The sequence below is a fragment of the Microlunatus phosphovorus NM-1 genome, assembly GCF_000270245.1.
GTDB lineage: Bacteria > Actinomycetota > Actinomycetes > Propionibacteriales > Propionibacteriaceae > Microlunatus > Microlunatus phosphovorus.
This window is the reverse complement of record NC_015635.1, coordinates 2,745,077-2,757,682: the sequence shown is the minus strand read 5'-3', so window position 1 is coordinate 2,757,682 and position 12,606 is coordinate 2,745,077. Positions and strand designations below refer to the sequence as shown.

Annotated in this window: 7 protein-coding genes; 3 read left to right on the top strand and 4 right to left on the bottom strand. The window is 67.4% G+C overall.

What is annotated here, in order from left to right:
• The first annotated feature begins 15 nt into the window (after window positions 1-15).
• Window positions 16-2,625: a glycosyltransferase family 4 protein gene (locus MLP_RS12445; RefSeq protein WP_013863450.1), complete on the top strand. Its 2,610-nt coding sequence runs from the start codon at window positions 16-18 to the stop codon at window positions 2,623-2,625.
• A 9-nt stretch (window positions 2,626-2,634) separates the two neighbouring features.
• On the opposite strand, the gene wecB is transcribed toward MLP_RS12445, so the two are convergent.
• Window positions 2,635-3,717: a non-hydrolyzing UDP-N-acetylglucosamine 2-epimerase gene (gene wecB / locus MLP_RS12440; RefSeq protein ID WP_013863449.1), complete on the bottom strand. Its 1,083-nt coding sequence runs from the start codon at window positions 3,715-3,717 to the stop codon at window positions 2,635-2,637.
• Window positions 3,718-3,878: 161 nt separating this feature from the next.
• Between wecB and MLP_RS27430 the strand changes: the two genes are divergently transcribed.
• On the top strand, window positions 3,879-7,430 hold the full coding sequence (locus MLP_RS27430) for a CDP-glycerol glycerophosphotransferase family protein (RefSeq protein ID WP_013863448.1): 3,552 nt from the start codon (window positions 3,879-3,881) through the stop codon (window positions 7,428-7,430).
• Window positions 7,431-7,523: 93 nt separating this feature from the next.
• On the opposite strand, the gene MLP_RS26335 is transcribed toward MLP_RS27430, so the two are convergent.
• Both MLP_RS26335 and MLP_RS12420 read right to left on the bottom strand, forming a co-directional pair.
• Entirely contained in the window at window positions 7,524-9,629 is a 2,106-nt protein-coding gene (locus MLP_RS26335; RefSeq protein WP_013863447.1) for a bifunctional anthranilate synthase component I family protein/aminotransferase class IV, read from the bottom strand.
• Window positions 9,613-10,575, bottom strand: a complete 963-nt coding sequence (locus MLP_RS12420; RefSeq protein WP_013863446.1) for a 5'-3' exonuclease — start codon at window positions 10,573-10,575, stop codon at window positions 9,613-9,615. The genes MLP_RS26335 and MLP_RS12420 overlap by 17 nt, the downstream gene beginning before the upstream one ends.
• Before the next feature lie 26 nt (window positions 10,576-10,601).
• Between MLP_RS12420 and MLP_RS12415 the strand changes: the two genes are divergently transcribed.
• On the top strand, window positions 10,602-11,042 hold the full coding sequence (locus tag MLP_RS12415; RefSeq protein ID WP_013863445.1) for an Lrp/AsnC family transcriptional regulator: 441 nt from the start codon (window positions 10,602-10,604) through the stop codon (window positions 11,040-11,042).
• A 35-nt stretch (window positions 11,043-11,077) separates the two neighbouring features.
• Here the strand turns inward: MLP_RS12415 and MLP_RS12410 are convergent, their stop codons facing one another.
• Window positions 11,078-12,217, bottom strand: coding sequence for a baeRF11 domain-containing protein (locus MLP_RS12410; protein WP_013863444.1), 1,140 nt, complete (start codon window positions 12,215-12,217; stop codon window positions 11,078-11,080).
• Window positions 12,218-12,606: the final 389 nt, after the last annotated feature.

The window sequence follows — 12,606 nt, the reverse complement described above, 5'->3', positions numbered from 1 at the left end:
GTTGGGAATGCTCTCGTGCCTTCACGTCCTCCCCGGCTGGCCGTCATCGTTGCGAACGCCATCACCGGAGACTCCCGAGTCCAGAAGGTCGCGCTGTCGGCCGCCCGCGATGGCTGGGAAGTCTGCCTGATCGGCCGCTCACCCACGGGCAAGGTGCAGCGCTCACGCATCGGCGCGGTGCAGGTGATCCGAGTCCCGGTCGGGAATGACCTGGCACGCGCCGAGAACGCCCGCCGCAAGACGGGCACCCGCCTGCTGCAGCCGGGCTCGTCGATGAGCAAGGGCCGCGAGGCCTGGGAGGCGACCTTCGAGTCGCGGCAGCGATTGCGCTCGGAACAGATCAGTCTGCTGGGGCAGCGCGGCACGCCGCTGGCGTCGGCGGCGCGCTTCGGACTGCGCGGCGTCTCGTACCTCGACCGGCTTTCACATCGGGCGAAAGAAGACGCTGCCGCCTGGGATCTCGCCCGCCGACCGGATCCGGCCGCGCCTGTCGGTGACTGGCGGCACGACCAGCCGAACCTCCTCGACCTCGACCTGGCTTTCGGGCCGTACATCGAACGGTTCCGACCTGATGTGATCCACGTCAACGACATCACCATGCTCAACACCGGTGCGATCGCCGCCGCTCGGCTGCGTCGCCGAGGACATCCGGTGAGCTGGATCTACGACGCGCACGAGTACGTCGCCGGTGTCGATTGGCCGACCCCGAGGATGGCCAGCGCCTATCCGGAACTCGAGCGCGAGTACATCCACCGAGCCGACGCGGTCGTCACCGTCTCGCCCGAGATCGCCGAGATCATCCAGCGTGATCATCAGTTGGCCACTCGGCCCCTGGTCGTCCGGAACACCCCGGTCCGCGAGGCGATCGGCCGGGATTCCGCAGTCTCGGTCCGCACCGCTGCAGACCTGCCGGCGGAGACCCCGCTGTTGGTCTACTCCGGCTACATCCAGGCCCAGCGCGGGCTCGACACGGCGATCGATGCCTTGCCGCTGCTGCCCGAGGTCCACCTTGTGATCGTGGCCAACCTGAACAATCCGGCCCTGACCAAGCTGTTGCGTCGTGCGGATCGAGTCCAGGTCGCCGACCGAGTTCATGCGGTTCCCTATGTGGATCCGCAGGACGTGGCGGACTATCTTTCGTCCGCCGATCTAGGCATCATCTGCTCGGCGAAGACGATCAACTACGAGCTGTCCCTGCCGACCAAGCTCGCCGAGTACATCCATGCCGGGCTCCCCGTGGTGGTCAGCGACGTCAAGACCCTCAGCGCCTACGTACGAGAGCACGGGATCGGCAGTGTCTTCGAGGCCGGTCAGCCTGAGTCGTTCGCCACCGCCGTTCGGGCTGCGCTCGCCGATCGAGAGGCGAGGCGCACAGGCATCACCGAGGAGATGCTGGTCGATCTGTCGTGGGAGCACCAGGCGGAAGGACTGCTGAAGCTCTACCGGAAGGTCAGTGGTCTGGATCCGCGTCCGCGAACCGACCTCGACTGGGACGTCACCGAGGTCAAGGACCCGCCGCGTCTGCTCAATACCCGCCACGAGCGACATGCCGTCACCGGCGAGGACGTGCCGTGGCGTCGGATGGGCAACACCAAGATCAAGCTCGGGATGGGGATGGGCAACTATGCCGGCCAGCTCGCAGCCCTGGCTCAGGCGGTGACCGAGCGGAACGAGCAGGTCTCGGCCGAGGTGATCACCAGGACCGCGGGAACCGGGTTCGGCTATCCCTCGGACATCTACCTGTCGGCGCGGAGTCTGACAGATCTCGAGGTCCAGCTCGATCTCGCGCGCAGGGTCTTGTCGCGGTACACGCATCTCATCTCCGACGCGTTTCTGCCGATCCTGGGTCAGCTGAACGGCACGGACATCAGCGGCGACCTCCCGGCGCTGACCCGGGCCGGCATCAAGACAGCGCTGCTGTGCCACGGATCCGAGATCCGGGACCCCAAGCGCCACCTGGAGAGGTTGCCCTACTCCCACTTCAACAACGCCTCGGACGATCTGCTGGAGGCGCGTATCCGCGCCGTACAGCACAATGCCGACATCGTCGCCCAGGTGGACTTACCGATCTTCGTGACGACCCCGGACCTCCTCGACGACGTGCCCAAGGCGACGTGGATCCCGTTGGTCGTCGACGTGGACGCCTGGAGCTGCGAGGTGCCCGTGTTCGAGCGACAACGACCCGTCGTCCTGCACGCTCCGTCGAAACGATGGACGAAGGGCACCGACCTGTTCCTGCCGGACTTGGAGGAAATGGACGCTCGAGGGGTGATCGAACTGCGCCTGGTCGAGGGCGTGCCGTGGACGACGATGCGCGACCAGGTGCAGGCCGCTGACATCGTCGTCGACCAGGTGGCGATCGGCTCGTACGGAACCCTCGCCTGCGAGGCGATGGCGGCCGGCAAGCCGGTCGTTGTCCATCTGACACCGACGGTGCTGACGGCCCTGGGCGGGACTCCGCCGCTGGTCAATACCGAACCCACCGGGGTCCGAGCGGCGATCGAGCAACTGCTCGACGACCGCGACCGAGCACGGGAGATCGGCCGAGAGGCCCACGACTTCGTCCGAGTGACCCATGACGGACGCCGTAGTGCCGAGTTGTTGGGGGGCTTCCTGCAGTCGTGACGCCGGGCCTCAGCGGCGGATCTCTCCCGCCAGGCATTCGACGACCGCTGCTGCCGCGTGCCCGGAGCCGTACGGTGCTGCTTCGGTCTCGACGCACCGGCGCTGCGGCAGCTGGATCCACTTCTGCGGATCGAGCAGGTGTGGATCGGGCAGCAGCACGTTCCAGCCGAGTTCGACGGTCTCCACCCACTCGGTCTCGGTGCGCAGCGTGGTACACGGGCGACGGAGCAGGAATGCCTCCTTCTGCAGGCCGCCCGAATCGGTGATGACCCCGACACTGCCGAGCACGGCGGTGACCAGCTCGCGATACGGCAGCGGCGATGACTGGGTGATCGACCCCTGCGTGAGCGAGATCCCCGCCGCCGTCGCTCGGGTCACCAGTCGGGGATGGGCCAGCAGCAGCACCGGTAGGGGAAGCGCAGCCAGCGATTCGATCAGGGCTGCCAGCCGTGCCGGGTCGTCGGTGTTGTCCGGACGGTGCAAGGTGGCGAGCAGATACGGCCCACCGATCGGATGCGAGGTGGTGGATGCAGGCTGCTCGCTGGCCAGCACCGCATCACGGATCTGCAGGCACACGTCCACCATGACATCGCCGACCAACCGAGCCCGATCGCTCAGGCCCTCATCGGCGAGGTGGCGCATGGCAACGTCCGATGGCGCCAGCAGCAGATCGGCGGCGTGGTCGGTGAGGACGCGGTTGTGCTCCTCGGGCATCCGCCGGTTGAAGGACCGCAGCCCGGCCTCCAGATGGGCCACCGGCAAATGCTGCTTGACCGCCGAAAGCGTCGCGGCGATCGTCGAGTTGGTGTCACCGTAGACAAGGACCCAATCGGGGTCGGCGGACTCCAGCACCGGGTCGAGAGCGGTCAGCATCGCCCCGGTCTGGACGCCATGGCTTCCCGACCCGATCCCGAGGTGGATGTTTGACTCGGGGATGCCCAGCCCGCTGAAGAACACGTCGGACAGGTTCGGGTCATAGTGCTGACCGGTGTGCACGATCATGTGCTCGTGGCCCGCGGCCTGGAGTGCATGGGCTATCGGAGCCAGCTTCACGAACTGAGGGCGTGCGCCGACCACGCTGACAACTTTCACCTGAACTCCTGTACACGAAACGGGTCCTGGCACGCTATCAACCGGAGACGAATACTCCGGCCACCGTCGGCCTGTTCTGAAGCCATGTCTGCCAACCAGCTCTAGACTCGTGCCCGCCCGCCTGGGCCAGTGACGCCGACCGCGAGGATCCACCCAGATCAATGGCTGACCCCAACGAGACCAATGTGTATCGACTGATCGTCCGCGATCTCGTGGTCGATCTCGCAGCCACCGCTGCCGCCGTGCTCGGCGCCGGGTCGGTGTTACTGGGCTCGCGGCCCCTTGGACTGGTGCTCCTGCTGATCGGCCTGCTGGCTGCCGTGCTGCGGGTCGTTGGCCGGCTTCGAGAGGACGCAGACAGTCGTTCGCGACCGCTCGGGCTCGCCATGGTGCCGAGGACTCTGCTGGTCGCTGGGATGGCCGTTGCGGTTGCTTCCGCATCTTCCTCGGGTGCTGCGCGGGTGAGCGCCGGCCTGGCGGCCGCGTTGCTGATCGCGGTGATCGTCAGCGAGCCGCAGCTGCGGCGGGCCGCCAATCACCGGGTGCGCTTCGTCGCTCATCTGCCCGGCGTACCCGACGACGTGCCGGTCCGTGATCTCGCCGTGCCGACGGTCGCCGCGAGCCTGGCGGCCACCCTGCTGGGATTGGTGTTCGCCCTGTTCGGGGTCGCGGTGGGGGGCTGGTTGCTGGTCGCGCTGCTGGCATTGATCCCGGCGGTCGTCCTGGCGCTGACCGGTCGCAACCGGATCCTGGCCTCCCGGCGGCAGCGGCAGCTCATCCCGGCCTCGCTGGCGGCGTACGCACCCGAGTTCGTGGTCTACACCTCCCGACCCGACGATGCGTCGTACCAGATCACCATGTGGCTGCCTTACCTGCAGCGTGCCGGTCGCCGATTCGTCATCGTCACCCGTGACCGGGTGCCGGCCGAGGTGCTTGCCGAGCTGACCGACGTGCCGGTGATCGAGTCGCGTCGGATCGCGGACCTCGACGCGATGATCGTGCCGTCGCTGCGGGCCGCCTTCTATGTCAACGCCTCTTCCGGCAACGGGGCCTTCGTCCGCTATCACCATCTCACGCACGTCTATCTGGGGCACGGCGACTCGGACAAACCACCGTCCTACAACCCCACGCACGCCATGTACGACCAGGTGTTCGCCGCTGGGCCGGCGGCGACGCGTCGCTACGGCGACCACGGCGTACATATCCCGATGGAGAAGTTCCGGGTGGTCGGCCGGCCGCAGGCCGAGGACGTGCAGCGGGTCGAGCGGTCCATCAGCGAGGTGAGCGCGCCGGTGGTGCTGTACGCGCCGACCTGGAAGGGACACGTCGAGGAGACGATGCTCTACTCCCTGCCGTCGGGTGAGCAGATCGTCTCCGCGCTGCTGGCCCGGGGCGCCACGGTGATCTTCCGGCCGCACCCGTTCAGCTACGAGGACCCGGCTGACGCCGCCACGATCGGGCGGATCCAGGATCTGCTGGCTGCCGATGCCAGCCGGACCCGGCGTGGCCATCGATGGGGCCAGGCGGCCGAGAAGGACCTGGGGATCCTCGACTGCATGAACGTCTCCGACGCGATGGTCACCGATGTGTCCAGCGTGGTGTCGGACTATCTGTTCTCCGGCAAGCCGTTCGCGATGATCGCAGTGCCGTCCGAGCCGGCGGAGTTTCGCGTTGAATACCCGGTGTCGCGCGCCTCCTACGTGGTGCGACGCGATCTGGCCGACCTGGACGAGACACTGGACCAGATGCTGGGCGCCGACCCGATGGCCGCCGAGCGCAATGCCATTCGATCCGACTATCTCGGTGACTTCCCGGCCGAGACCTACGCCAACGCCTTCGTCGACGCCGTACGTGACGTGGCCAGCCACCGAGCGGCCGGGCTGGACGCGGATGACGAAGAGGGCCGGGATGTCGCTGAACCGGAGCCAGCCGATGGTGACGGCGGCGCCGGCGACGAAGACGAAGAGACACGGCAGGGACTGCGCAGCCGGCTCGCGGACTATCGTCGTGTTCTCGAGTCGATCGTGCTCAATCTCACCGGCACCGGGTTGGCGCTGCTCGCGCTGCTGATCGCGCTCGCGGCCGGTTCGGTGGCGGTCGCGGTGACGGTCGGGCTGCTCGGGCTGCTGGTGGGGGCCACTGCCTCCCGGCGGGACCTGGCGGACCGGATGCGCTGGAGCCGGTTGCTGGGTCGGCTCGGGGTCACCCGGGCCGTGCTGCTGATGTTGCTCTTGGTGGTCGAACACACCCGATCGGCCAACTTGGCCCTGGTGACGGTGACGGTACTGCTGCTGTCCATCGCACTGGTTGGGGAGAGCTTCATCTCCCGCTGTTGGGGTCGGATCGGTCTGGAGGTACACGACTTCCCCGAGGTGGAGGCGGAGGTCGCCGAGCGATTCCCCCGCGTCGTCGTGACCTGGTGTGGCAGCCTGGCTCTGGTGGTGGCGCTGCTGGCCGCGGCGTTCGGTTTGCCTGCGCTCCTCGGAGGCTTGGTCGCGCTGGTCGCTCTTGTGGTGTTTGCCGACGGACTCGCTCGAGCGCTGCGTCGGGCCCGCCTCGTCGTCGACGCCGACGAACGGTTCCCGGCAGCGTTGCGCGCGTACGGCCCGGAGTTCGTCGTGTACTTCTCCTCCACGGTGGGCGCGGCGTACCAGGTCGGCATGTGGCTGCCCTACTTCGAGCGGATCGGCCATCGCTACATCTTCGTGACGCGCACCGTACCGATGTTGCGCGCAATCGCCGACGTGACGGCCGCCGCCGGCGTCAAGGTGCCGATCATCTTCCGACCCACGCTGCGCAGCGTCGAGGAGATCGTGGTTCCTACTTTGACCACGGCGTTCTATGTCAACAACGCGGCCAGGAACAGTCACCTGGTGGAGCGAAGAGAACTCACTCACGTGTGGCTCAACCATGGTGATTCAGAGAAGCCTGCCTGCTTCAACCCGGTGCACGCCATCTACGATCTGCTCTTCGCCGCCGGTCAAGCCGGGATCGACCGTTATGCCCGGCACGGAGTCACCATCCCGCAGGAGAAGTTCCGGGTGGTGGGCCGGCCGCAGGTCGAGGTGATCACTCCGGCCGCCGGGCCGATCGGCCAGCTGGCATCACCGACGGTGCTGTATGCCCCGACGTGGCAGGGTCCGTTCTCCGACAGTCGGGTGTTCTCGTTGCCGATCGGTCGCCAGATCGTCCAGGCGCTGCTGGATCGAGGCGCCCGGGTCGTGTTCCGGGCGCATCCGTTCAACTACCGCTATCGCGACTGCACGGAGATGATCGAAGAGATCGGTCGCCTGTTGGCTGCGGACAAGGCCGCAACCGGGCGTGAGCATCTCTGGGGCGAGGCTGCCGAGCAGGCCATGACGATCGAGGACTGCTTCAACGTCTCGGACGCGATGATCTCCGATGTCTCAGCGGTGGTCTCGGACTATCTGCGCTCCGACAAGCCGTTCGCGATCGTCTCGGTGGGGCGTACCCCGGAGCAGTTGCTCGTCGATGCGCCCGCAGCAAGGGCCGCGTACGTGTTGCAGGAGGACCTGAGCAACCTTGCCGAGGTGTGCGATCGGCTGCTCGGCAGCGACCCGTTGGCACCCGAGCGGCAGCTCACCCGGGTCTACTACCTCGGGGACTTTCCGGAGCCGTACGCCGACGGCTTCCTCACCGCGGCACGCTCGGTGATCGATCGTCGGGACGTGGCGACCACTGGGCGCCGCTGACCAACCCTGCTTCGGCGGAGCCCCATTCCGACTCAGCCCGCTCCGGTTCAGCGCGCTTTTCGGCTCAGCTCGGGCCGGGTTGGCAGGAGGTCGTCAGGCATAGCCGAGCCACTGCGACCAGGTCTCGGCAGGGCTCGCGGAAGCCAGTGCTCGACCGTCCAGCCCACTGACCGCCACCACTCCGCTCAGACCGCTGGTCCACACCACAGCTCTTGCCGCCCCCAGATCCTCGCGGCTGATCGGCGAGATCAAGCAGGGGACCCGGCGGTCGGACAGCGCATCGAGCAGGGCGCAGCGAGTCACGCCGGGCAGCAGGTGATCGCTTGCCGGGGGAGTACGCCACCTGCCGTCAGCGCCCTGGACGAAGAGGTTTCCTCGGCTGGTCTCCGCCACCTGACCGTCCGTGTCGAGGAAGTAGGGGAGCGCAGGTGCTGTCTGCCTCTCGGCTGCTTGCAGCTGGTCACGTCGGCTCCATTTGTGCCGCCACGAGACGGCGGACCGGTTGGCAAAGGTCAACTCACTGCGCCGTAGCCGTGGCCCGAGTGGCTGGGCGCTCACCTCGACGTCGAGGTGAGTGTGTTGTGACTGCACTCGGATTCGCAGAGCGGCTCGCGGGCTGTCGCCCATGGTGGCGGCCGTCTGCAGAGCCTGGCTCCCGATCTCGTCCGGCAGCGCAGCCCCGTAGAGCTCTCGGACCGAGCGAGCTAGTCGAGCCAGATGGTCGGCCAGTCGTAGCGGCCGGCCATGCTGCACCAGGATCGTCTCGAAGACGCCCGCGTCGGAAAGGTCGATCGGTATCGGTGGTGGCAGGTCGCTCAGCCAGCCGCTGAGGTTGCTGCCGGCGGCCCGAGCCAGCGGCTCGGCCTTGTGCAGGCACTCCTGCCACTCGCGGACCGGGACGCTGTCCACGGTGATCCCGCCACCGACCCCGAGCTCGACTCGGTTTCCGGTGACCTCGAATGTCCGGATCAGCACGCTCAGCTCTGCCCGGCCGTCGGCGGTGATCAGGCCGGCCGACCCGGTATAGGCCCCACGTGGATGCGGCTCCTCGGCCGCGATCGCCGCCCTGGCGCTGGATTTGGGGGCGCCGGTGACCGATCCGGGCGGGAATGTCGCCGCCAGCAGCTGGCTCACCGAGGCGCCAAGGGGGAGCCGGCCTTGCACGGTCGACACCAGATGCCAGACACCGGGGTGGGGCTCTACTTCCAGCAACCCGGTCACGGTCACGCTGCCCGGCTCGCAGACCCGGGACAGGTCATTGCGCATCAGGTCGGTGATCATGATGTTCTCGGCGGCGTCCTTGGTCGATGATCGCAGCTGGGAGCCGTCGGGATCCTCTGTCCGCTTGGTGGTGCCCTTGATCGGTGACGTGGTCACCAATCCGTCGCGTACGGTCAAGAATCGCTCTGGGCTGAGGCTGACGACCGCGGTGTCCGAGCCGGTCGGCAACTGTGCGCCATAGCTTGGTCGCAGCGTGCCTGCGGTGCGGACGAACAGCTCCAGCGGAGGTTCGAGCAGTTCGGCCCGCAGCCGGGTGCACAGGTTGAGCTGGTAGACCTCACCGGCCCGGATCCGGCCGATCACCCGTTCCACACCGGCCAGATGATGCAGGGCAACCTGCTGATCTCGAGTGTGCTGGTCTCGAGGTTCTTGCTCGTGCTTGTTGATGGGGGAGAGCGGCCCGATCCCAGCGCCGGCTCCGGGCAGCCAGGTCTTGGCACAGACCGCGGCGCGGGCCTGCTCCAGGTGTGCGGCCGCTACCTGCTCCCGACCGGGCAGACCGAGCGACTCGAAGACCCACGTCCCATCGGCGCGGCGGCGCAGCAACGAGTCATAGAAGGCCAGCCACGAGGTGCCGGGATCGTAGCCGAGCACCGTGACCCAGCCGCCGCCGATCCCTTCGAAGCCGCTCCCCGCGGAACCGATCCCCTGGGAACCGCTCTGGGGTCCTGGCAGGACCGAGAGCGGCTCCCAGCACTGGTCGGCGTCGAGACCGCCCAGCTCGACCACCGGATCCACTCCGATGAGCACCTCGCTGTCGAGCCAGGTTCCCCAGAGCACCATCGGGTGCCAGGCGGCATACGCCAGGATCACCGAAGCCGGGTCAGCTGAGGCTGAGCCGATCGAGGACGGCAGCTCGACCGCGTACGGCGCAGTGTGCGCGTCCCGCAGTCGGCCAAGATCAGCGTTGGGCGGCAAGACTCTTCACGACCCGTTCCGCGCTGCCGCCGAGACCGTACCGGTCGACCAGCGCCGTGAACGCAGCCGGGCTGGCCGGTTCGGTCGGCAGGGCGAGGTCGTCCACGGTGACTGGCAGCTCCAGGTCACTGGCGACGGCCACCACCGTCGGTGCCACGGCCAGATAGTCGATCGCCTTGCCGAGCTTGGACCGTACGCTCGGGCTGACCTTGGTCGACGGCTCACTGGCGGCGGCGATGATCTCGGACAGACCGCCGTAGGAGTTGATCAACGAGGCGGCGGTCTTCTCACCGATGCCCGCCACGCCAGGCAGCCCGTCGGAAGGATCGCCGCGGAGCACGGCGAAGTCCACGTAGTGCGCGGCCGGAATGCCGTACTTGGCCTTGACCCAGGCATCGTCGACCCGCTCGTGCTTGCCGACGCCGCGGGCGATGTAGAGCACTCGGACCGCGCGCGTATCGTCCACCACTTGGAACAGGTCGCGGTCACCGGTCACGACCTCCACCGGCATCATGGCGGTGGCGGCGAGGGTGCCGATCACGTCGTCGGCCTCATAGCCGTTCTTCCCGACCACCGCCAGTCCGAGGGCGGCGAGCACCTCACGGATCACCGGCACCTGCACCGCGAGGTCGTCCGGCGCCTGCTCACCTTCGGTGCTGTCGGAGATGGCCATCTGCTCAACGACCGCATCGCCGGCTCCAGCGACCCGGTGTGCCTTGTAGCTGGGGATCAGTTCGACCCGCCAGGCCGGCCGCCAGTCGTTGTCCCAGCAGCACGCCAGATGCGTCGGCCGGTAGGTCTCGACCAGCCGAGCGATGAAGTCCAGCAGTCCCCGTACGGCGTTGACCGGGGTGCCATCCGGGGCCCGAAACGAGTCCGGCACGCCGAAGAACGCCCGGAAGTAGAGCGACGCCGTATCCAAAAGCAGCAATCTTTGCGATCCCACGGGAAGGATCCTGGCACGATACGGCCATGGAAGCCTTGGACCGGCGCATTCTTTCGCTTCTTGCCCGCGACGGCCGCATGTCCTATACCGACATCGGCAAGGAGACCGGGCTGTCCACCTCCGCTGCCCAGCAGCGGGTACGCCGGCTCGAACAGCGAGGGGTCATCAAGGGCTATCGGGCGGTCCTGGACTCCGCCAGGCTCGGTCACTTCGTCACAGCGTTCGTGGCGATCAAGCCCTTCGACCCCAGCCAGGCCGACGATGCACCGGAGCGGCTGGCCGGGATCGAGGAGATCATCTCCTGCTATTCGGTGGCCGGCGAGCCGAGCTATCTGCTGAAGGTGCAGGTCGAGACGATGGCCCACCTGGAGGCGCTGCTGGCCAGGATCCGAGCCGAGGCGAAGTGCTCGACCCACACCACCACGGTGCTGTCGACCGCGTACGAGAACCGTCCCGAGATCTCCTGAGCCTTGACCGGTCGGGACGATTCTCGACGCGTCGATCAGGCCAGTGGATAGCGCAAGTGGGCGACGGCGGTCCCGTTCCAGATGCCGGTGCTGACCTCGTCACGGCGAACGGCGATCACCTCTCCGCCGCTGGCCAACACGGCCATGGCGATCCGGGACAAGACGTCGTACGCGTCTGCGGCTCCCTCGTCGGCGTAGCGCACCTCACCGGTGGTGTTGTCGAGGCGTCCCACGATGTCGACGACGAAGTCGTAGACGAAGACGTCGACGGCTCCGGTGACCGCGGCCCGGCCGATGTCGCCGAGATCGGTCAACACCAAGCCGGCTGACAGGTCATTACCGATCTTGTCCAGCCGTGCGTTGACCCGCTCGGCATTCAGCGTGGTCAGCTTGCCGCGGATCTCCTCGTCGATCTGGAAGTCCTTGAGCTCATCGGGTGCCCCGGGCACGGACACGACCTGCCGGCGCTTGTCTGCAGCGTGGTAGAGGTCGAGCAGGGGGTCGGTGGCGAACAGGAACAGAGGCGCCTCCGAGTGCGGATCGAGCCGATAGAGCTCGTGGTCGACGGCGTCGGCGACCCGCTTGGCGTAGGTCTCGAGCAGCGTCTTGCGTCCCGCATCGCCGGAGAGCCGGTTACCGGGCTTCGGGCCGCGGATGGTGGTCCGGTTGTTCGCGTCCGCGGCGTCGATGGGGTGATCGCCGTTGAGCTCGAGTTCGGTGGCCCGGGTGGTCGCGGTCGCGTGCCACAGATTCCAGCCGTTCGAGGACAAGGTCAGGGCGTACGCCTGCTGCGGTGAGGTGACCGCCCGGACCAGCTGTCCGAGATCGAAGTAGCGCGCCACCTGCTGCTGGTTCTCCAGTGCGTTGGGCAGCACGTAGACCTCTGCGGAGTCCTCGGAGATGAAGATGGCCAGCGAGTTCGACAGCCGTGACCACAACTCACCGTTGATCACCGACTCCCACTGCTGCCGCAGTGCGGTCTCGGCCGCATGCCGTACCCCGGCTTCACGCACCTTGGTGATGCAGGAGTCGAACAAGCTCTTGGCCGTGACCTGACTGGTGGTGCGCTCGCTCACGTACGGGGACGTGGCCACATAGATGGTGATGGCAAGCTCATGTGGCTCGGCCAGCCGGGCAAGGTCATCGAGGGTCGGGAGCTGGTACTGCGTGGCCATGTCGGCGGATGTCTCCTCTGCTGGTTCGGAGTCTCAGGTGCCGAGTTGCACCTCGGCACCGAGGACGGTCTATCCACTCTAGTAAGACCACGGTGGGTACGAACGACCGAGTAGCCCCCAAGTGAGCTGTTGCAGCCGACTCTGGCAGCGCGTCGCCGGAGTAAGTAGGGCCGTACGTCCTGGCCACTCCTCGGCCGGGGTGTCAATGGGTAGAGATCGCCATCGGCAGCAGGCCCCCGTAAGCAGCCGAAGATGGCGTGTCGGACAGGGCGGGTCCCGGGATGAAACGCCGGCCGGTCCGGATGTGGTCCCTCACGGCTACCTGAGCACTGGCTCGCTCGGAGGGACACGCTCGGACGGACACGTTCGGGACCGAGTCCTCGAACAGG